17 protein-coding genes and 1 pseudogene are annotated in these 19,931 nt (G+C 70.0%); 14 read left to right on the top strand and 4 right to left on the bottom strand.

Features of this window, described 5'->3' with window-relative positions:
- Positions 1-26: 26 nt before the first annotated feature.
- From HBH26_RS18670 to HBH26_RS18660, 3 genes are all read left to right on the top strand, one after another.
- Positions 27-1,376, top strand: coding sequence for an MFS transporter (locus HBH26_RS18670; protein ID WP_168136154.1), 1,350 nt, complete (start codon positions 27-29; stop codon positions 1,374-1,376).
- A gap of 58 nt (positions 1,377-1,434) precedes the next feature.
- A complete protein-coding gene (locus HBH26_RS18665) occupies positions 1,435-2,589 on the top strand; it encodes an alpha/beta hydrolase (RefSeq protein WP_168136153.1) in 1,155 nt (384 codons plus the stop codon).
- Between the two features lie 198 nt (positions 2,590-2,787).
- The gene (locus tag HBH26_RS18660; RefSeq protein ID WP_168136152.1) at positions 2,788-4,962 is read left to right on the top strand and encodes a TonB-dependent receptor domain-containing protein; all 2,175 of its coding nucleotides are present in this window, start codon (positions 2,788-2,790) and stop codon (positions 4,960-4,962) included.
- A gap of 105 nt (positions 4,963-5,067) precedes the next feature.
- Here HBH26_RS18660 and HBH26_RS18655 read toward each other — a convergent pair whose 3' ends face one another.
- Positions 5,068-6,345, bottom strand: coding sequence for an alpha-hydroxy acid oxidase (locus tag HBH26_RS18655; protein ID WP_168136151.1), 1,278 nt, complete (start codon positions 6,343-6,345; stop codon positions 5,068-5,070).
- 166 nt (positions 6,346-6,511) lie between these two features.
- Here HBH26_RS18655 and HBH26_RS18650 point away from each other — a divergent pair, with 166 nt between their 5' ends.
- The 7 genes from HBH26_RS18650 to HBH26_RS18620 all read left to right on the top strand — a co-directional run bounded on the left by HBH26_RS18650 (position 6,512) and on the right by HBH26_RS18620 (position 12,945).
- A complete protein-coding gene (locus HBH26_RS18650) occupies positions 6,512-6,943 on the top strand; it encodes a GlcG/HbpS family heme-binding protein (protein WP_168136150.1) in 432 nt (143 codons plus the stop codon).
- A 1-nt stretch (position 6,944) separates the two neighbouring features.
- Entirely contained in the window at positions 6,945-8,648 is a 1,704-nt protein-coding gene (locus HBH26_RS18645) for a GMC oxidoreductase (RefSeq protein ID WP_168136149.1), read from the top strand.
- A 14-nt stretch (positions 8,649-8,662) separates the two neighbouring features.
- Positions 8,663-9,541 (top strand): dihydrodipicolinate synthase family protein, encoded by an 879-nt coding sequence (locus tag HBH26_RS18640; protein ID WP_168136148.1) that lies wholly within the window; start codon positions 8,663-8,665, stop codon positions 9,539-9,541.
- Positions 9,542-9,569: 28 nt separating this feature from the next.
- Positions 9,570-10,733: an alpha/beta hydrolase family protein gene (locus tag HBH26_RS18635; RefSeq protein WP_168136147.1), complete on the top strand. Its 1,164-nt coding sequence runs from the start codon at positions 9,570-9,572 to the stop codon at positions 10,731-10,733.
- A gap of 189 nt (positions 10,734-10,922) precedes the next feature.
- A complete protein-coding gene (locus HBH26_RS18630) occupies positions 10,923-11,702 on the top strand; it encodes a class II aldolase/adducin family protein (protein WP_239024928.1) in 780 nt (259 codons plus the stop codon).
- Between the two features lie 189 nt (positions 11,703-11,891).
- On the top strand, positions 11,892-12,575 hold the full coding sequence (locus tag HBH26_RS18625) for a hypothetical protein (protein WP_168136146.1): 684 nt from the start codon (positions 11,892-11,894) through the stop codon (positions 12,573-12,575).
- Positions 12,562-12,945 carry a hypothetical protein gene (locus tag HBH26_RS18620; protein ID WP_168136145.1) on the top strand — a complete coding sequence of 128 codons (384 nt, stop codon included), beginning with the start codon at positions 12,562-12,564 and terminating at the stop codon, positions 12,943-12,945. The genes HBH26_RS18625 and HBH26_RS18620 overlap by 14 nt, the downstream gene beginning before the upstream one ends.
- Here the strand turns inward: HBH26_RS18620 and HBH26_RS18615 are convergent.
- The gene (locus HBH26_RS18615; protein ID WP_168136144.1) at positions 12,942-13,715 is read right to left on the bottom strand and encodes a GntR family transcriptional regulator; all 774 of its coding nucleotides are present in this window, start codon (positions 13,713-13,715) and stop codon (positions 12,942-12,944) included. The two genes, HBH26_RS18620 and HBH26_RS18615, sit on opposite strands and share 4 nt — an antisense overlap.
- A gap of 182 nt (positions 13,716-13,897) precedes the next feature.
- On the opposite strand from HBH26_RS18615, the gene HBH26_RS18610 reads away from it, so the two are divergent.
- The 4 genes from HBH26_RS18610 to HBH26_RS18595 all read left to right on the top strand — a co-directional run bounded on the left by HBH26_RS18610 (position 13,898) and on the right by HBH26_RS18595 (position 19,522).
- The gene (locus HBH26_RS18610; RefSeq protein WP_168136143.1) at positions 13,898-16,258 is read left to right on the top strand and encodes a transketolase family protein; all 2,361 of its coding nucleotides are present in this window, start codon (positions 13,898-13,900) and stop codon (positions 16,256-16,258) included.
- A 3-nt stretch (positions 16,259-16,261) separates the two neighbouring features.
- Positions 16,262-17,569 (top strand): 2-oxo acid dehydrogenase subunit E2, encoded by a 1,308-nt coding sequence (locus tag HBH26_RS18605; RefSeq protein ID WP_168136142.1) that lies wholly within the window; start codon positions 16,262-16,264, stop codon positions 17,567-17,569.
- A gap of 188 nt (positions 17,570-17,757) precedes the next feature.
- Entirely contained in the window at positions 17,758-18,465 is a 708-nt protein-coding gene (locus tag HBH26_RS18600) for a 4-carboxy-4-hydroxy-2-oxoadipate aldolase/oxaloacetate decarboxylase (RefSeq protein WP_168136141.1), read from the top strand.
- 79 nt (positions 18,466-18,544) lie between these two features.
- Positions 18,545-19,522 carry a ketopantoate reductase family protein gene (locus HBH26_RS18595; protein ID WP_275402990.1) on the top strand — a complete coding sequence of 326 codons (978 nt, stop codon included), beginning with the start codon at positions 18,545-18,547 and terminating at the stop codon, positions 19,520-19,522.
- Positions 19,523-19,575: 53 nt separating this feature from the next.
- Here the strand turns inward: HBH26_RS18595 and HBH26_RS18590 are convergent, their stop codons facing one another.
- The gene (locus HBH26_RS18590) at positions 19,576-19,731 is read right to left on the bottom strand and encodes a hypothetical protein (RefSeq protein WP_168136139.1); all 156 of its coding nucleotides are present in this window, start codon (positions 19,729-19,731) and stop codon (positions 19,576-19,578) included.
- A 93-nt stretch (positions 19,732-19,824) separates the two neighbouring features.
- A pseudogene (locus HBH26_RS18585) lies at positions 19,825-19,931 on the bottom strand (IS5 family transposase); the annotation flags it as partial.

The raw sequence follows: 19,931 nt of genomic DNA, 5'->3' as shown, positions 1-19,931 counted from the left end.
CCGAGAACAGATGATGGGAGGCGGCCATGGTGGCGGAGACGGCGGTTGTCGGCGGGACGCCGGTGATCGAGGACGGCTACCCTCCCGCCCGGCGCGCCTGGACGGCGAGCGTGATCCTGACCCTCGGATGCATCCTCGCGTTCATGGATCGCGGCATCCTCAGTCTCTTCGTCGTGCCGATCCAACGGGATCTCCACCTCTCCGACACCGAGATGGGGATGGTCCTCGGCTTCGCGTTCGGCGTCTTCAACGCCGTGTTCGGGCTGCCGATGGGGCGATGGGTGGACGTCGGCAACCGCAAGAGGATCGCCGCGCTGGGCGTGCTCGTCTGGAGCGTCGCGAACGGCGCTTGTGGATTGGCGACGAGCTTCTGGCAGCTCTTCGTCGCGCGCACCGCGGTGGGAATCGGCGAGAGCGCGGTGAGTCCTGCGGGCGTTTCGCTGATCGCCGACTACTTCCCGCCCGGCCGACGCGGGCGGCCCATGGGTCTCTTCTACAGCGGCATGAAGATCGGGACCGGCGGCGTGCTGCTCTTCGGTGGTCTGCTGTGGTACTCCATCGGCGACCGTCTGCTCGAGGTGCCCATCTTCGGCGTCCTGCACTCGTGGCAGGCCATTCTCCTCGGTTTCGCCGCCATCGGGTTCGTCGTCGCGCCGCTGACGCTCATGATCGCCGAGCCCCCGCGCCTGACGCAGAGTGGCGGCCTCGCCTCGTCCGCGTCCGTGGCAGACACGCTCGGGTTCTACCGGCGGCACGCCCGTGCTCTGGTCGGGCACAATGTCGGGTTCTGCTTCAACAACTTCGCCATCCACGCGTCCGGCTGGCTGCCCGCGCTCCTGATGCGCAGCCAGGGATGGACCCTGGTGCAGGCCGGTCTGGTCTACGGGACGATGCTCATCGTCGTCGCCCCCGTGGGGGCGATCTCGGCCGGCCTTCTGGGCGATCGGCTGCTGCAGCGAGGCCATCCGGATGGTCGGCTCCGGGTCGCCATCGCGGCGACCTGCGGCGTCGGCTTGTCGGGTCTGGCGATCGGCGTCGTCTCCGATCCCTACCTGATCGCCTTGGCGCTGGTCTGCTTCGCCTTCTTCGCCTCCTTCGGACTTCCCCTAGGGCCTAGCGCTCTGCAGGACGCTGTTCCCAACACGATGCGCGGCCAGGCGATCGCGATCTACGTCCTGGTCACGAACGTCATCGCGGGCGGCGCGGCGGCGGTGACCGTCGGACTCATCACCCAGCACGTCCTCGGCGACGCGGCTCGGGTCAACGAGGCGTTCGCCATCGTGGCGGTCGTCTCGTGCGCCGGCGCCGCGCTCGTGCTGTACGCCTCGCTGCGGCCCTTCCGGCGGCTGGTCGAGGCGCAGGTGCGGGCCGGATGACGGTCAGGCGATCGGGGGAGCCGGTCGAGCGTTCCAGATCATGCGGGGGATCGGTCCAATGAACGGCAGCGTGGAGCCGCTCGAACACGTCTTCGCCTTCTCCGGTCATCGTACGGCCGGTCTTCTCCCGCCGTCGGAGTCCGTCGACGAGGAGGCCCGAGCGGCTCTCCGTCAGTTCTCGCTGGAACGGCTCATGGGCTACGGTGTGGACCACGCCGACGCGATGGAGCTGCGCGGGCGCGTGGCGAGCGGCGAGGAGTGGCGCCTCACGGCGGCCGCGCTCGCGTCGCGACTCCTCGACGACCCGGGAGGAGGCATCGCTCCGGAGGGGCGCGTCAGCAGGATCGGACGTCTGCTGCGCGCCTCCGCCCTCCTGCGCATGAGCCAGGTCATGATGACCGAGGACGACGACGAGCGGCGAGCGATCGTCGCACGCGCGGCGGCCCTGTTCGCCGAGGCGGCGGAGCTCTCGGGCGATCGCGAACGCGTGGCGCTCGATGCTGACGGTGGAACGCTGGTCGGCTGGCTGCAGCGCGCGGCCGGCGAGCCCGTCGGCCAGGTGGTCGTCATCGGCGGGATCGAAGGATGGGCCATGGACTTCGCGCCGATGGGCTGCGAGCTCGCTTCGCGCGGTCTGGACGTCCTGCTCCTGGATGGTCCCGGCCAAGGTGAGAGCAGGCTGCTCCGCGGCCACCTCCTCTCCGCCAGTTGGGAGCGTGCCTACGTGGACGTTTTCGACTGGCTCGTGCGCCGCGCCCCCGGGTTGCCGATCGGGATGGTCGGGAACAGCATGGGCGGCGCGGTCGCGGCGCACCTGGCGGCCGCCGACGCGCGCATGCGCGCCTGCTGCGACAACGGCGGATCGAGCAGACCGGGGAGGCCGCGCCCGATGAACAGCTTCTACCGCAAGATGATGGCGCATGTCGGCGCGTCCGATCCCGAGGTGGCGGGGGAGGTCTGGCGCACGGTCCAGCCCGTGCGCGAGGATCGGCCGATCCCCTGCCCTCTCCTGGTCGTCCAGGGCGGACTCGATCCGCTCGTCGAGATGGAGGACGCGCGCCGGATCGCGTCGAGTGCTGCCGGAGGCGACAGCAGGATCGTCGTCTTCTCGGACGGCGATCACTGCATCTACAACCATGCCGCCGACAAGCACGCGATCATCGGCGACTGGATGCGTTCCCGCCTCGCTGCCGCGCACTCGCACGACCTCTGACTCGCGCGGGCGCGAGCCGCCGCCGCCCGGCCGACTTTCCGGCGCGCGCTGTTCCCGCGCGACAAAGCCTTGTGCACCCCTCAGACATTGGTTAGACCAATTCAACCAATGAGAGCGCTCGAGCGCCGGAGGCGGTCGGCACGCCGGAGAGGGGAGATGGGGATGAAGGGTTTTTCGATGGTTTGCGGACCCGCGCTCGTGGCCGCGTCGCTCTCGTGGGCGCCCGTGTCGGCGGCGCAGGAGGCGACCACTGCGCCGACGCCGGCGACCTCTTCAGACGCAGCGGCGCAGGCCGACCCGAGCGCCTCGTTGGCGCAGGACACGCCTCGCGAGCAGCCCTCGACTGAGTCGGGGGTCGCGCCCGACGTGCCGCCGCAGGAGCAGAACTCCGGTTCCGACATCGTGGTGACGGCTCTCCGCCGCAACGAACGCCTGCAGGAGGCGCCCGCCTCCATCTCGGTGGTCACCGGCGACATCGCGCGCACGGCCGGCGTGGTCAGCCTCGCCGACGTCAGCAAGATCGTGCCGTCGCTCCGTTTCGAGGGCGGCATCCGCCCCGGCGTGCCCTCGATCGCGCTGCGCGGCATCTCCGCGGTCCAGAACGGCGAGGCCCCCGTCTCGATCATCGTCGACGGTGTGCAGATCCCCTTCCTCTCGCTCGCTAGGATGGACCTGCTCGACATCTCCAGCGTCGAGATCCTCAAGGGTCCGCAGGGCGCGCTGTACGGCCGCGGCGCCATCGCCGGCGCCATCATCATCAACACGCGGCAGCCCGACGACGACGTGCGCTTCTCGGGTCGCGTAGTCGCCCAGGAGGGCGACGACTACCAGGGCATCGCGACGATCTCGGGGCCGCTCGCGGGCGACGTGCTGTTCGCCAAGCTCACCGGCTCGTACCAAAATCGCAAGGGTCTGCTGAGGAACGTGACGACCGGTCGTACGGACGACTTCATCGACCAGGGGTCCGTCGACGGCGAGCTTCTGTTCGAGCCGACGGACGGCACGCGCGTCCAGGTCACGGGCATGTACACGCGCGGGCGTGTCGGGACGAACAATCTCACGCGCGTTCCGCTCGACCGCCTCGACGACTTCTCGATCGAACTGGAGCAGAACTTCCGCAACTACGACCAGCGCCGGCTCTGGCGCGCCGCCGTCAAGCTCGATCAGGACACGCCCATCGGCACGCTGACGGTCGTGGCGCAGCATGCGCGCGCCCGCGACTTCGTCGTGACGGACATCGACTACACGAGCGCTGCCCTGCAGTACAACTTCAACCCGCTGCTCGACGTGGCGACCAACGTCGATGCGCGGATCACGTCGGAGAACGCCGGTCCTCTCAACTGGATCTTCGGCGGCTTCTACCAGTATCGCGAGAGCGAGATCGACATCAACGTGATGCCGGATCCCGCCGCCACGACGCCGCAGGCGTCTCGGTTCACCGACCAGTTCCAGACGAGCAAGGCCTTCGGCGTGTACGGGCATGCGACGCTGGAACTCGGCGGCGGAGTCACCGCCATCGGGGCGTTGCGCTACGATCGGGACAAGCGGTTCGACGAGCTCCGCGAGACGCCCGGCTCGGCCATCTCCGCGCCGTTCGACGCCTGGCAGCCCTCGGCGACGTTTCGGTGGCAGGCGGCGCCCGACCTGCTCCTGTATGCGACCTATGGCCAGGGATTCCGCAGCGGCGGCTTCAATCCTGCCAACACCGTCATCCCGTCGATCGGGGCGGCGCGCACGTACGAGAAGGAGATCTCGCGCAACTACGAGATGGGGTTCAAGTCCCAGTTCGCCGACCGGCGCGTCACTCTCAACGCGTCGTTCTACAGGACGGACTACGACAACACGCAGTTCCAACGCACGATCCTGTCGCCGGTGACCGCGCGCTTCATCACCTCGATCGCCAAGTCGCGGGTCAACGGCGTCGAGGTGGATCTCACCGTCCGACCGACGACGGAGCTGACCGTCGGCGCTTCCTACTCGCTCAGCGACACGCGCATCGAGGATTTCGACGGCACGTCGCTCTATGTCGGCAACCCGCTGCCCAACGCGTTCCACGACAACGAGCAGGTCAACGTCCAGTACGAACCCAGGTTCGACGACACCTATCGTGGCCTCTTCCGAGTCGACGTCACCCGGCGAGGGCGCATCTCGTACGACCTCGCCAACTCCGTCACCTTCGGTTCGGCGGCCTTCCTGAACGCCCGCGTCGGGCTTCAGACGGACCGGTGGTCGCTGGCGGTGTTCGGTGCCAATCTGACGGACCGGCGCGTGCCCGAGTTCGTGTTCCCCTACCTCTTCGGCCAGCAGCAGGGTCGGCTCGCCAATCAGCCCTTCCGGGCGGGAGTCGAGCTGAACGTCAATCTCGGCGGTTAGGGGGGCGCGGACCGCGCGGCCGGCGCCGCGCGGTCCGTTGCGGCGGGCGTCACCCTCGCTCCCCCTGCGGTCGCCCATCAGCCCTGTAGCGGCCGACCGGCGCTCTCAGACGACCGCCCGGACGTGGGCGGCGTCGATATCGTCGAACTTGGCGACGCCGAGATGCGTCATCGTCCGTCCGAGCTGGGAGGTCAGGATCGAGAGGGCCTTGGATGCGCCTCGCGTCCCTCCCGCCAGCGCTCCGTAGAGCGCCGCGCGTCCGACGAAGCAGAAGTTCGCGCCGAGCGCGCGGGCGATGGCGAGGTCTGCTCCCGAGCGCACTCCGCCGTCGAAGAGGATGCTTCCGCCCTGTCGCGCCGAAGGCCGCTCGAACTGCGCCAACGCGTCGAGCGAGCTGATGAGGGCCTCCAGCCTGTTCCCGCCATGGTTGGACACCGTGACGGCGTCGGCGCCGAGCGCGAACGCGCGGTCGGCGTCCGCCGCGTTCAGGACGCCCTTGACGACCAGCTTGCCCGGCCATCGCGCTCGCACGCGCGCCATCTCCTCCCAGCCGAGTCCCGAAACGACGTGGCTCCCCGACAGGGCGGCGATCTCGCGCGCGGACGCGCCGTTCGGAGCGTAGCGCGCCCAGCCTTCCAGCCGCGGCATCCCTCCGGCGCGCGCGTGGGCCAGGGTCCAGGCCGGATGGGAGGCCATCTGCCAGATGACGCGCGGCCAGGAGGACGGCCTGATGGGGAGCGGAGGCTTGATGCCGCTCCGGACCACGAAATTCGGCATCGGCGAGGCGGGCATGTCGATCGTCTGCACCAGCACCTCGATGCCGCTGTCGATGCCGCGCCTGAGGAAGTCGTCGGTGATCGCCCGTTCGCGTGCGGGATAGAGCTGCTGCCACACGAGTCCCGGCGCGACCCGCGCGATGGTCTCGATGTCGGCCACGGTCGAGCTCGAGAGCATGAACGGCAGATTGGCTTCGCGGGCGGCCTCCGCGAGCGCCCGGTCCGCTCCCGCCCACATCTTGCCGGCGTAGCCGATCGCGGAGACGCCGAACGGCGCGGCGTAGCGCCTGCCTAGGATTTCGACCGAGAATTCAGGGTGTATAGGCCGCTCCGGAACTCTCGGGATCAACGCGTAGCGCGAGAAGGCCTCGACGTTCGCGCGGGGCCCGCGCCCGTCGCCCGTCCCCTCCTCGATGGGCTCGAAGACGAAGTCGGGGACCCGCCGCCGGGCGATCTCGCGCAGGTCGCCGATCGTCGCTGCGTGCTCCACGCCTGTCACCGGCGGGGCCGCCCATCGGCGCGGATGCGGATGCGTCGGTGGTGCGCCCCTCCGGGGATCGCCGCCACGGCGGCTCCGCCCAGGACGAGCCGAAGCGCGGTCCCCCATGCGGCGGCTTGGCGTGGCTCCTGCTCGACGGCGGCCATTTCGCGCCCTCCCCGGCTACGGCGGCCGACCGCCGCCTTGCGTCACGCGAAGACCCTATCTATGCACAACCTTATTGGTCAACATTGGTCGCGCCAACGTTCAAGGTGGGCGGCACGAGGGAGGGGCGATGCTGGTCTCGACGAGATTGGACGCGAGCGACGCGAGGCTTCTGGTCGAGGCGGCGCGTGGGAAGGCGACCGAGATCGGCGTGCCGATGTGCATCGCGGTCGCCGACGAGTCCGGTTCGCTGGTCGCCTTCGAGCGGATGGACGGGGGCAAGGTGCATTCGATCCAGGTGGCGCTCGACAAGGCGTTCACCGCCGCGTCGGCGCGGCGTCCGACCAGCGAACTCGCGCTGGCGGCGCAGCCCGGCTCCCCGCTCTTCGGCATCAACGCCGCCGTGGGCGGTCGTTTCTCGATCGTCGGCGGCGGGGTGCCCGTCTTCGTCGACGGAGCGGTGGTGGGCGCGGTCGGCGTCTCGTCGGGGACGCCCGAGCAGGATGCCGCCTGCGCCGGCGCGGCGGTCGATGCGTTCGCCAGGCGCGTGTCGGAGGCCTGACGTGAACGCTCCTTCTTCATCGCCCCGGCACGACTACGTGGTCCTCGGCGGCGGCACGGCCGGGTGCGTGCTCGCCGCCCGGCTCTCCGAGCGTGCGTCGGACCGCGTCCTCCTGATCGAGGCGGGCATGGACACGCCGCCGGGCTCCGTGCCGGCGGACATCCTCGACGTCTATCCGCTGTCCTACGCGAACCCTGCGTACCGCTGGGCGCTCAAGGGGCACGCGCGGCTCGCGTCCGACTCTCCGGAACGCCCCCTCTATCATGCGCGCGTGATGGGGGGCGGCTCGTCGATCATGGGCATGATCATGCTTCGCGGCACGCCGACCGACTACGACGGCTGGGCCGATGCCGGAGCGGCTGGCTGGGCGTGGGAGGACGTGCTGCCTTGGTTCAGGTCGCTGGAGAACGATCTGGATTTCGACGGTCCCATGCATGGCAGTTCGGGTCCGACCGAGATCCGCCGGCACGACCCGGCCCGCTGGCCGCCCGTGCCGAAGGCGGTGGCGGAGCACCTCGGGAGCCGGGGCGTCCCGTTCGTCGCGGACATGAACGCGGACTTCCGCGACGGGCTCGGCTCGCTGCCGATCGCGGGAACGACGCGGCGTCGCGCCACTGCGGCCACGGCCTACCTGACGCCGGAGGTCCGCTCCCGCCCCAACCTGGAGATCGTGTCGGGGAGCACCGCGGAGGCGTTGCTCTGGGAGGACGGACGGGTCGTCGGCGCGAGGGTGGCGACGCCTGCCGGCCCGCGCGAGTTTCGAGCCCGGGAGGTGATCGTCTCTATGGGCGCCCTTCTCACGCCGCACTTCCTGCTGGGTCAGGGCATCGGCGATCCTGACTCGCTGCGCGACTGGGGGATCGCCGTTCGCGCTCCGCTCCGAGGCGTGGGTCGGAACCTGCAGAACCATGCCGCGCTCACATTGGCGATGCACATCAAGCGCGCGGGCGTGCAGCGGCGTCCCGAGCGGAACCACAACAACGCGATGCTCCGCTTCTCCTCGGGCGAACCGGGTTGCGGCCCGTGCGACATGGCGCTCGGGATCGGCAGTCGCGCGAGCTGGCACTCCATCGCGGCTCGGGTGGCGCACCTGTCGCCGATCGTCATGGCGCCGGCCTCGCGCGGGCGGGTGAGCCTGCGCCCGAGCGGGACGACGGATGCGCCGCCGCTGGTCGAGTACAACCTGCTGGGCGACGCACGCGACGAGCGGCGGCTTTCGGCGAGCGTCGGGCTCGTCGCCGAGCTCGCGGATATGCTGCAGTCGCGCTCGCTGGTCGGCAGGCCGGTGCCGATGAGCCGCGTGGCGAACGCCGCCCGGTTCGCGCAGCGCACCGTCTCCAACCGGATCGCGACCGCGGTTCTGGGCTTCGTCATGGATGCCGCGCCGCGCGTGGGCGAGGCCATGGTCGGAGCGCTCGGCGAGCAGGGCATGTCGTGGAACGACCTCGTCGCCGATCCCGCGGCTCGGGACGCGTTCGTCCGGTCCAACCTGACGCCCTTGGCGCACCATGCGGGCACCTGCCGGATGGGGTCGGCGGAGGACCGCGACGCGGTGGTCGATTCCTCGGGGCGGGTGCACGGCGTGCCCGGGCTCCGGGTGGCCGACGCCTCGATCATGCCGACGGTCCCGAGGGGCAACACGAACCTTCCGGTGCTGATGGTGGCGGAGAAGCTCGCGGACGCGATCCGCCGGGCTTCCGCCTGACGAAAGGAGGACCAATGAGCAGATCGCCCCTGCGCGGCGTCATCGCCGCGATCGCCACTCCGGTGGGCGCCGACGGCTCGCCCGACGTGGCGCGCCTCGCCGATCACGCCCGCGACCTGTTCGCGAGGGGGTGCGACGGCCTCAACCTGCTGGGCACCACGGGCGAGGCGACCTCGCTCGGTTGCGAGCAGCGCTTGGCGGTCATGCGCGGCGTGGCGGATGCGGGCCTTCCATTGGAACGGATGATGGTCGGGACCGGCGCGGCCGCGGTCGCCGAGGCGACGGCCCTGACGCTCGCCGCGGCCGAACTGGGCTTCGCCGGCGCACTCGTGCTCCCGCCCTTCTACTACAAGCCGGTCTTGAACGAAGGCGTCGCCGCCTACGTCGGCGAGCTGGTCGAGGCGACCGCTACTCTCGCGCTGCCCATCTACCTGTACAACTTCCCCGCCCTGAGCGGGGTCGCCTACGAGCCCGAGCTGGTCGCGCTTCTGCTCCGACGCTTCGGCGATCGCATCGCGGGTCTCAAGGACTCGTCGGGGGATCTGGAGTACGCCCGTGCCATCGCGGCGCTCTCCCCCGCCCTGGCGGTGTTCCCGTCCAACGAGGCCACGCTGGCTGAGGCGCGGGACGGACCGTTCGCCGGGTGCATCTCGGCCACGGCGAACCTGAACGCGGAGCACTGCGCCGCCGCGTATCGCGACGGCGACGCGGAGGGGCTGCGTAGGGCGGTGGCGATCCGGAGCCTGTTCGCCGACCTGCCGCTCATCCCGGGGATCAAGGCCCTGATCGCCCGCCGGCGCGGCGACCCCGCCTGGCAGCGGCCTCTTCCGCCGCTCTCGCCGCTTGAGCCGGCGGCCGCCGCCGAGCTCGAGCGGCGCGCGGCAGCGATCTAGTCGGTTCGAAGATGTCGGGAGATGGACGATGACCGATGTGGTGACGAAGTCGTTCCGCGGCCGTGATCCGGTGGCCGAGGAGCTCTCGCTGTCGGCCGAGGCCGAGGCGGCGCTCCGCCAGTTCTCCCCCGAGCGGATCGTGGCCTATGGCGTCGTTCAGGCGGACATGGTGGAGCTGCGCGGCAGGGTCGCGCAGGGCGAGGAGTGGCGGCGCGTCTGCATGGACCTGGCGGCGACGGCGCTCGCGCCACCCGAGAGCGCGGTGTCGCCGGCGACACCGCGGACCGAGGCGAATCGGCTCTACCGCGCCAGCGCGATGATCCGGATGGCGCAGGTCATGATGATCGAGGACACGGACGAGCGCCGCGGCATCTACGAAGAGGCCGCCGAGCTGCACGCGCGGGCCAGCGAGATCGCGGGCGGCGTCGAACGCGTGCTGATCGACACTCCCCGGGGCCCGGTCGCCGGCTGGTACCACCGGCCCAGGGACGTGGCGCCATTGGGCGGCGTGGTCGTGATCGGCGGGGTCGAGGGCTGGGCGATGGACTTCGCCGCGCTCGGGGCGGCGCTTGCCTCGCGCGGCGTCGCCGCCATGGTGGTCGACGGTCCCGGCCAGGGGGAGACCCGCCTCGTCCACGGTCACTTCCTCTCGCGCGACTGGCCGTCCGCCTACCGTGCAGTCGTGGACGAGCTCGTCGACCGGGTCGGCAACGCCCCGGTCGGCTTCGTCGGCAACAGTCTGGGCGGCACCGTCGCGCTCCGCTACGCGGCGATCGACGCCCGCATGGCGGTCGTGTGCGACAACGGCGGACCGCTCGATCCCGGACTCGCGCGGGCAAACTCCAGCTTCTTCCGCAAGATGGTCGCGCACTGCGGGCGTCCCTCCGAGGACGAGGCCCAGGCGATCTGGCGCACGATCCTGCCCCCTCGCCCGGACGAGCCGCTACCGGGCGCCCTGCTCGTCGTGCACGGGGCGATGGATCCCCTGATCTCCACGCAGGACGCCCGGACGATCTTCGACCGCTGCGTGGCGGCGGACAAGAGGATGGTGGTGTTCTCCGACGGAGACCATTGCGTCTACAACCACGCCGACGACAAGAATGACCTGATCGCCGACTGGGTGGCGGATCGCCTCGAGGGAGCGCGCCCGGGCGTCGGCGCCGACGCGTTGGAGCAACCCGACAAGGGCTGAGGGCTTCGCTCGCAGGTGCGAAGCGCCATCCGAGGGCCCGTTCTCACAAGCGGCCTCCTGGCCCGTAGGGCGGGGCTCGGGGCGAGCGCCGCCTTCGACTGCGTCGCTGTCGGGGCAGCAAGCGGTGGGCCGTTGCCATGACGGATTGTATTCATTATGCGAGTTGATGCTCACCGAAGGAGATGGGGAATGGCATCGAGCGCGCAGGCGATGGCGACGGCGAGGACCGGCGGCTTCTCCGAGGAGGAGTGGTCGGCCCGTGTCGATCTTGCGACGCTGTACCACATGCTCGATCTGCTCGTCGGCTGGGAGGAGGGCATCTACACGCACGCGGTCCTGAGAATCCCGGGTGACGACGCGCACATGCTGATCAAGCGGCACGAGCTGCTCTACGGCGAAGTGACTGCGGAGAACCTGGTGAAGGTGCCGATCGGGGCGGACGTCGACGAGAGCTTCGGCGTCAACCGACCCGGCCTCGTCACCCACAGCGGCGCGCTTTCCGCGCGCGAAGGGATCAACTGCTCGATCCACTGCCACACGGAGGTCGGCCTCGCTTTGGCCGCCCACGCGGGCGGCCTGCGCATGCTGACCCAGAACGCGCTGCGGTTCTGGCGCCGGGTCGGGTACCACGACTACGAAGGTCTCGTGACGGACCACGAGGAGGGTGACCGCATCGCATCCGCGCTCCGCCCCGACAACATCGTGCTGGTCATGCGCAATCACGGGCTGCTGATCGTCGGGAACACCGTCCGGGACGCGTTCGAGCGCACGCGCGACCTGCTGATCGCCGCGCGCACGCAGCTGACGCTGGAGGCATCCGGCGCGCCTGTCGTCGAAGTCCCTCCGGAGACGTGCGACCTCGTGGTACGCCAATGGGAGGAGCACGACCGAGGGAGGGGCACGGCGGACTGGCCGGCCTGGAAGCGGAAGATCGAGAGGGAGCGGCCGAGCGCTGTCGGGCTCGCCTGACCGTGGCGCCACGGCTCATCAGCGCGTCCAGCTGATCGCCTGACCGGAGGGCGACGCCGCTCCTACGGGTGCGACTTCGCGGATTCTCACCAGCCTTGATGAACGGGCGCTCCGCTCCCTGGGGCTTGATGGACCTTTTGGCGCCCACCACCTCCCGTCCCCGACGCGTCCGGCGAGAAGGAGGGGGACATGGTAGAGGGCTCGATCACCGCCGCCGTGGTCTTTGGCGCCATCGTCAGCCTCCTGGCGCTGATCGTCGGGCGCGGGAGCAAGATATCGGAACTGCGCCAAGCGTGGATCAACAGCCAGAGAGCGGACTTGGCCGACTTCGGAGCCGCCGCGCTTTCGCTCGCGTCGCAGCGCTCGAAGGACCGGACGGCCGATTTCGACAAGCTCGAGGCGGCCGCATACCGGGTGCGGTTGCGTGAGAACCCGCGCAAGAGGGAGTGGCTGCCCGTCATCGAGAGGATGGACGTGATCCGGGCCGAGCTCGTCGCCAACGGGGCGAAGGGCGTCGATGTGCTGCCCAGGCTGATCGAGATCGGCGACATCGCGCAGGATCGCTTGAAGAAGGACTGGAACAAGGTCCGCTTCGGCGAGCCGGCCGATCGCTGGCTGCTCGTGCTCCTCGTCGTCCTCATCGGCGTCCTGGGCTGGATGGGCTATCGCACGCTGACCGGCGGGGAAGCCGAGAGCCGGCCGAGCGAGCACCACGTCAGCGGCGAGTTGCGGCTGCTCCCGCCGATCGGCACCTCGGGAGGATCGCCTGCCGCTGCCGTCCTCCCGACACGGCAGCCCGTGACTGCGCGGACGGCTGATCGCGCCGACGCTGCCGCTGGAGCACCGAAGGGAGGAGACAATGGGCCGCGATGACATCGAGATCTCCGCCCGCGCCATCGCGCAGGCGGGATCGCCCGAATACACGACGCATGCTGGCGCAACACTCGAACGCCTGGCGGAGCTGGCGGGGCGTGGCGACCTGGAGGCGCTCAGCACGACGTTCGTCGCTCACGTGGCGGTGCATCCGCGCGACGAGCGACGGCTCGTCGCAGCCGTGCCGAAGATGGTTCTGAGCCGCTATCTCCACGGGTTCGCGGGGCTGGAGTTCCCGGCGGTCGAGCGATGGCGCGCACGCACGCCGGACTGGGCCGCCTTGCTCGGGAGTGCTCTGCACGACCCGCGACGCTTCGCGGCGGTCGCCGCGGCGATCGTCGTCGAGGTCGGTCTTCCCGCGGAGGCTTAGGTTCGGTCACCCGAGGCAAGGTCCGTCTTGGATTCCGGATCGTCTTGCCGGCTTCTGACTCCGACGAAGTTCGCGACGCTCGCGAAGTGCGCGAGGACGGCGTCGTGGGAGGCGTCGGCATCGCGTGCGAGCAGCGCGGCAACGATCGCCGCGTGTTCGGCGATGAACGTCGTTCGTCCTTGATCGGGATCTTCGCTCATCCGTTCGTAGCGCAGTCGCTTCAGGTGCGCGTTCGCGCGCCCGTGCAGCGCGCCAAGGACTGGGTTGTGGGAAGCGGTCACGATCGCGTCGTGGAACTCCTGGTTCAGGCGGAAGTAGCGCTTCGAGTCGCCCGCGCCCGACGCGGCGATCATCTGCTCGTGCAGCCCGGCCATCGCCTGCAGTTCACCCTCGCTCGCCGCCCGGCACGCGATGCGCGCCGTTGCGGCCTCCACGTGGGCGACCGCCTCGACGGTGGCGTCCAGCTGCTCGAGGTCCGGCTCGGTCACCATGGCGCCACGCTGCGGCGTCAGCACGAGCAATCCTTCGGTCGCGAGGACCTTGAGCGCCTCTCGGAGCGGGGTGCGGGAGATGCCCAGCATCTCGCAGAGTTCCACCTCGGGCATGCGCGACCCCGGCAGGATCTCGCCTTCGATGATCATGTTGCGGATGGTCTGCGCGGCTCGTTCGTGGAGCAGGACGGGTTGTTCCGGTGCCGGGCGCGCATTGGTCCTCAGCTGGAGCGTCGCGGACCGTCTCCGTCCGCCGCGGATCGCGGGTGTCGTCTTCATGGTCCCGTCGCGTGCGGCGCCTCGAATGATGGTTTGCAGTCTCGTATATGACCGATGCGAGTGGCGGAAGCCGCACGTCGGCAAGCCTGCCGATCGCGCAAAATGTATAATGTGGGCATTGCATGGTGAAGGAAGGATGTTAGTGCGCGTCTGCGCCCTCGACGGTGCGGAAGGGGGATCGGATGCGCAGGACGGTCGACACGGCGGAGCGTGCTTCGCGGCTGCCCGCCGAGGACTTCGCGGCGCTCGAGGCGATCGATGCCAGACTGCGATGGCTGTCGGCGTGGACCATCTTCAACGCCAACCACCTCCGCGACAGCCGCGACGGCCTTAAAGTCGGCGGGCACCAGGCGAGCTGCGCGTCCATGACAGCCATCATGGCCGTGCTGTACTTCCATGCCTTGCGGCCGCGCGACCGCGTCGCCGTCAAGCCTCACGCCGGTCCGGTCCTGCACGCTATCCACTACCTGCTCGGGAATCAGACGCGCGACCAGCTCGAGAGATTCCGTGGACTGGGTGGCGCCCAGAGCTATCCCAGTCGCACCAAGGACCGCATTCCGGTCGACTTCTCCACCGGTTCGGTCGGGCTCGGCGTGGCGATCACGGCGTTCGCCAGCCTCGTGCAGGACTACCTGCTCGCCCACGACCTCATGCCGCAGGCGGAGGCGGGGCGCATGGTCGCGTTGCTCGGCGACGCGGAACTGGACGAGGGCAACATCTACGAGTGCCTGATCGAGGCGTACAAGCACGAGATCCGCAACTGCTGGTGGATCGTCGACTACAATCGGCAGTCGCTCGACGCCACGACGGCCGACCGGATGTTCGACCGCTTCGGCGACATGTTCGCCACTTGCGGATGGCGGGTGCTGACCCTGAAGCACGGCAAGCTCCAGAAGGCGGCGTTCGGCCGGCCGGGCGGCAGGAGCCTGGAGGAGTGGATCGAGAACTGCCCCAATGCCGACTATGCGGCGCTGACCTACCAGGGAGGCGCGGGCTGGCGGGAGCGCCTGCTCGCCGACATGGGCGACCGGCCCCACGTCCGCGATCTGCTCGCCGGCTACGACGACGAGGCGCTTTCCGCCCTGATGACGAACCTCGGCGGGCACTGCGTGGAGACGCTCGCGGAGGCGTTCGCGATCGCCGACGACGACGTGCCGACGCTCTTCATCGCGTACACGGTGAAGGGGTTCGGCCTTCCGTTCGCGGGCCACAAGGACAATCACGCGGGCCTGACCAATCCGGGCCAGATGGCGGCGCTGCGCGAACGCATGGGCATCCGCGAGGGAGACGAGTGGGAGCCCTATGCCGGGCTCGGGGACAATGCCGCATCGAGTCTCAGGGCGTTCGTCGCCTCCTCTCCCCTGGCCTCCCCCGAGGCCGGGCGGACGGCGGATCCCGTTGCGACGCCGCCCAGCCTCGCAGCGCCGACGAGCCCCAGGCAGTCCACCCAGGGTGCGTTCGGCCGCATCCTGCTCGATCTCGCCAAGTCCGGCCACCCGATCGCCGATCGGATCGTCACCACCTCTCCGGACGTCACGGTGTCGACGAACCTCGGCGCCTTCGTCAATCAGCGGGGGTTGTTCCGCAGGAAGGACGTCAGGGACGTCTTCCAGGCCGCGAGGATACCATCCGCCCAGAAGTGGTCGGCGGGCGGCGCTGGCCAGCACATCGAACTCGGCATCGCCGAGAACAACCTCTTCCTCATGCTGGCCGCGCTCGGCCTTTCGGGTCCCTTGTTCGGCACCAGACTCGTCCCCATCGGAACCGTCTACGATCCGTTCATCGCCCGCGGGCTCGATGCGCTGAACTACGGCTGCTACCAGGACGCCCGCTTCCTCCTCGTAGCGACCCCCTCCGGCATCACCCTCGGGCCGGAGGGCGGCGCCCACCAGTCGATCGGGTCGCCGCTCCTGGGCATGGCGCAGCCGGGCCTCACCTACTTCGAGCCGGCGTTCGCCGACGAACTCGCCCTGGCGATGCGATGGGCCTTCGAACACATGCAGGCCGACGACGGCGGGTCCGTGTATCTTCGGCTCACGACGCGCGAGATCGATCAGGTCGAGCGCACGGACGACCTCTGGCAGGCGGACGCGCTCAGGGGCGCCTATTGGTTGAAGGCTCCGATGGAGGGGTCCGGAGCGGCCCTGGCGTTCACGGGCGCCATCGCTCCGGAAGTCATCGCCGCCTGGCACGCGCTGATCGACGACCTGCCTGGGCTCGGTCTGCTGAACGTGACCTCGCCCGACCTGCTCCATCGCGGCTGGTCGGCGGCTCGCGCAGCGAGGTGGTCGGGGCGGACGCCCGGCAGGAGCCACGTCGAGACGCTGCTGGACGCGCTGGATCCGGGCGCCGGCCTGGTCACGATCGTGGATGGCTCCCCGTCGACCCTGTCGTGGCTCGGCGGCGTGCGCGGCATGCGCGTCAGCCCGCTCGGGGTCGATCGCTTTGGTCAGACCGGCGACTTGCCGGATCTCTACCGCGCCTATCGCCTCGACGTCGACGCCGTTGTCGAGGCGGCTGGCGAACTGTTCATCGGAGCCTGACGCGTGCCGGTGGAACTGCGGATGCCTGCGCTCTCCCCCACCATGGAGAGGGGCACCCTTGCGAGATGGCTGGTGGCGGAAGGTGACGTCGTCGCCGTCGGCGACCTGCTCGCGGAGATCGAGACGGACAAGGCGACCTTGGAGATCGAGGCGGTCGACCAGGGTCGGATCACGAGCATCGTCGTTCCGGAGGGGACCGAGGATGTTGACGTGGGATCGGTGATCGCGTTGATCGAGGACGAGGATGCGGCTGGCGCGATCGTCCAGGCGTCCGGTGCCGCGACTGGGCCGGCCTCCGACGGGAACGTGAGCCGGCCGCTCGCGCCTGCACCTTCGACGTCGCGGACGGCCGCGCCCGCGCTTTCCGAGGATGCGCTCGAACCACCTCGACCTGCGTCCCTGCGACCATCGGACGAGATCGCGGCGAGCCCCCTCGCCTTCCGCATCTCCGAGGCGATGGGCATCGACCTGCGGACCGTCCGCGCCACCGGTCCTGGCGGCCGGATCGTTCTCGGCGATCTGCCCATCCCTTCCCCAAGGAAACGGGAGGAGGTCGCCGCCGCTCCGATCGCGACGCAGCAGGGCGGCGCGCCCGAGGTCGCGCCGGCGCCGCCTCTGGACGTGCCGCACCAGCGCGTGAGGCTGTCGACGATGCGCAGGACCGTCGCGAGCCGCCTCGCGGCGTCCAAGCGGGAGATGTCTCGCATGCATCTCACCGTGGAGGTGCAGATGGGCGCTCTTCTGGAGCTCAGGGCCAGGCTGAACGATGAATTGGCCCCGCGCGACATCAGGCTGTCCGTGAACGACATGCTGGTGAAGGCGCTCGCACTCGCGCTCATGGAGGTCCCCGAGTGCAACGTGCGGTTCGACGACGACCACGTGCTGCGCTTCGCTCGCGCGGACCTTTCGGTCGCCGTGTCGATCGACGGCGGCCTCGCCACTCCGGTGGTCAGGGACGCCGCGCGGCTGCCGCTTTCGCGCATCTCGGAGGAGATGAGGGACCTCGCGACCCGGGCCCGCGCCGACCGGCTCGCCCCGGAGGAGTGCTCGGGTGGCACGGCGTCGCTGTCGAACCTCGGCATGTTCGGGATCGACTCGTTCGAAGCCGTGATCGATCCGGCTCAGGGGATGGTCATGGCCATCGGCGCGATCGTACGACGCCCGGTCGAGCGCGACGGACGGCTCGAGACGCTCTCCTGGCTGAGCGCGACGGGGAGCTTCGATCACCGCGTGATCGGGGGTGGGGAAGCCGCGAGGCTGATGAACGCGTTCAGGTCGCTGGTCGAGACGCCGATGAGGCTGCTCGCCTGATGCGGCCGGTCGCGCGACCGATACCCGCATCCCGGGGCGGTCGCATGGATGGCGACCGGCCTCGCCGGTCCGGTCCCAAGGGCGAACGCCCGCCGCGGGGCGGCTGGACCGCCGTGACCCTGCGAGTGACCGCGAGGTCCACCACCGGACGACTTACGCCGCACGCTGCATCGGGAGGATAGACGAGGATGAGCATATCGATCGGAGATCGGCCGCTGGACGCATGCGACGGCGACCTGCTGACGGCGCTTCGAGGGTTCGGTGTCGCCGACCTGCACGAGTCCCTGCCGCCAGCGACCCGCATGGGTTCGCTGATGAGCCACTCCATGCGGCCGATCGTCCCGGGCAGCCACGTCGTCGGACGGGCGATGACCGCCGCGACCGCGCCGGGCGACAACCTGGTGCTCTACGCGGCGCTGGAACGCATCTCCCCGGGGCAGGTGCTGGTGATGTCCAACGGCGGCGTCGCGCATGGGGCGCTGTTCGGCGACGTGTCCGCCAGCTTCGCGCTCAAGATGGGCGTCGCCGGCGTGGTGGTCGACGGACCGGTGCGCGACGTGTCGAGCCTGCGCGACATGCGCTGCCCGGTATGGTCGACGGTGGTCTCCCCGTCCCACCCCGAGAAGCGGGGGCCGGGATCGGTCAACGAGCCGATCGTCTGCGCTGGCTGCCTGGTCCGGCCCGGCGACGTCATCGTCGCCGACGACGACGCCGTGCTGGTCATCCGCCCCGGCGATCTCCCGGCGGTCATCGAGGCGGCGGAGGAGAGGCGGAACCGCGAGATAGGCTATCGCGAGCGCATCGCGGGAGGGGAGCACATCTGCGACATCCTCGGCATGCGCGAGGTGGTCGCATCCCTGGTGAACGCCTCCACCGATCGAGGCGGCGTCTCATGAGCGTGTGTCGAGGTCGCGCGGAATCACCGCCGCCCCGGCATCGTCATGTCCGGAGCCAGCTGCCGCAAGGTGAGCTCTGATGGAGAGGATTTGCGTCTTCGGGGCGGGCGGGGTCGGCGGCTACATGGCCGCGAAGCTGGCGCGAGCCGGCCGCGACGTGTCGGTGATCGCGCGCGGCGCGCATCTCGAGAGGATCAGGACGGCGGGCCTGACCATCCGGAGTCCCGAAAGCGGGTTTTCGGTTCGCCTGCCCGCCTCGGGGGCCATCGACGACTTCGCCCCGTTCGACGTGGTGATCGTGACGGCGAAGGCGCCAGGCATTCCCGCCATCGCCCGAGCGATCGGGCCGCACCTCGGCGACGACGCCGCGGTGCTCTTCGCGACCAACGGCATCCAGTGGTTCTACGCCGAAGGCTTCGCGCCTGGAGGCGAGGCGCTGGACACTCGCCGGCTCGATCCTGACGGGGACATCTCCCGTCTGGTCGGCGCGCACAGGAGCTTCGGCGTCGTGGTGCGCTCCTCCAACGTGGTGGTGGAGCCGGGCGTGGTGTCAAATTCAGGAGGGGGGTCCTACGCGCTCGGCGGCGCGTTGCCGGGCGGTTGGCGACGCGCGGGCGAGATCGCGAGCCTGCTCGACGTCGACGGCGCCCGCTTCACCGCCACTCCCGAGATACGACGCGAGATGTGGGGCAAGCTGGTCCGCAACACGGCGGTCGCGCTGCTGTGTGGGCTCACCCACGCCACGCCCGGAGAGGCCTTCTCGGATCCCGGGACCCGTCCGCTGGCCCGTCTCGCCATGCGCGAGGTCTCGGACGTCGCCGCCGCTCATGGGTTCCGCGATCTCCTGGATCTCGACGCGGAACTGGACGTGGTGTCCCGCATGACCGCGATGAGGCCCTCGCTCGTGCAGGATCTCGAACTCGGGCGGACGGTGGAGCTGGACGCGCAGGTGCTGATCGTCCGCGACTTCGCCAGGCAGGCCGGGGTGGACACGCCGACGATCTCGGCTCTCGCGCCCGTGCTCGAGCAGAAGGCGCGTCTGGCCGGCTGCTACTGAACGGGACACGGCCTGAATTGGACCGGGCCTCTCGCGGGTCTCCGCGCCAGCGGTCATCGCTCGCGCAGGAGCCATTCCCGGGCTTCGACCGGATCGGTGAAGCACTGGGCGTCGCGCGCGTCGAGTAGCCGCATCACCTGCAGTCGTCCGAGCGCCGACTCCACGAGGACGGCAAGCCGGCGAGCGACGAAGCCGGGTTCGGCCAGCACCGCCTGGAACTCCTGGACCGCCTCGCGTGACTGGACCTGCAGGCGCCTTAGATCCAGCAGGGTGACATGCTGGTTAGGGTCAGGACTCGTTGATCAGAGCCAGAAGATGACTGTCGCAGCGAGGGCGACGGCGGAAAAGAAGGCTGTGGGGCAGCGATCGTAGCGGGTGGCGACGCGCCGCCAATCCTTGAGGCGGCCGA

It is taken from the genome of Sphingomonas corticis (assembly GCF_012035195.1).
In the GTDB taxonomy this organism is placed as follows: domain Bacteria; phylum Pseudomonadota; class Alphaproteobacteria; order Sphingomonadales; family Sphingomonadaceae; genus Sphingomonas; species Sphingomonas corticis.
The sequence above is the reverse complement of the archived record's forward strand: the minus strand, read 5'-3'. Positions and strand labels throughout refer to the sequence as shown.

Excerpts from the sequence above, each read along its gene's own strand:
- HBH26_RS18600 (WP_168136141.1), top strand. The coding sequence starts at position 17,758 with ATGAGCATATCGATCGGAGATCGGCCGCTGGACGCATGCGACGGCGAC.
- HBH26_RS18665 (WP_168136153.1), top strand. The coding sequence starts at position 1,435 with ATGAACGGCAGCGTGGAGCCGCTCGAACACGTCTTCGCCTTCTCCGGT.
- HBH26_RS18610 (WP_168136143.1), top strand. The coding sequence starts at position 13,898 with ATGCGCAGGACGGTCGACACGGCGGAGCGTGCTTCGCGGCTGCCCGCC.
- HBH26_RS18630 (WP_239024928.1), top strand. The coding sequence starts at position 10,923 with ATGGCATCGAGCGCGCAGGCGATGGCGACGGCGAGGACCGGCGGCTTC.
- HBH26_RS18655 (WP_168136151.1), bottom strand. The coding sequence starts at position 6,345 with ATGGGGGACCGCGCTTCGGCTCGTCCTGGGCGGAGCCGCCGTGGCGGC.
- HBH26_RS18635 (WP_168136147.1), top strand. The coding sequence starts at position 9,570 with ATGACCGATGTGGTGACGAAGTCGTTCCGCGGCCGTGATCCGGTGGCC.
- HBH26_RS18620 (WP_168136145.1), top strand. The coding sequence starts at position 12,562 with ATGGGCCGCGATGACATCGAGATCTCCGCCCGCGCCATCGCGCAGGCG.
- HBH26_RS18625 (WP_168136146.1), top strand. The coding sequence starts at position 11,892 with ATGGTAGAGGGCTCGATCACCGCCGCCGTGGTCTTTGGCGCCATCGTC.
- HBH26_RS18615 (WP_168136144.1), bottom strand. The coding sequence starts at position 13,715 with ATGAAGACGACACCCGCGATCCGCGGCGGACGGAGACGGTCCGCGACG.
- HBH26_RS18640 (WP_168136148.1), top strand. The coding sequence starts at position 8,663 with ATGAGCAGATCGCCCCTGCGCGGCGTCATCGCCGCGATCGCCACTCCG.
- HBH26_RS18650 (WP_168136150.1), top strand. The coding sequence starts at position 6,512 with ATGCTGGTCTCGACGAGATTGGACGCGAGCGACGCGAGGCTTCTGGTC.
- HBH26_RS18595 (WP_275402990.1), top strand. The coding sequence starts at position 18,545 with ATGGAGAGGATTTGCGTCTTCGGGGCGGGCGGGGTCGGCGGCTACATG.
- HBH26_RS18670 (WP_168136154.1), top strand. The coding sequence starts at position 27 with ATGGTGGCGGAGACGGCGGTTGTCGGCGGGACGCCGGTGATCGAGGAC.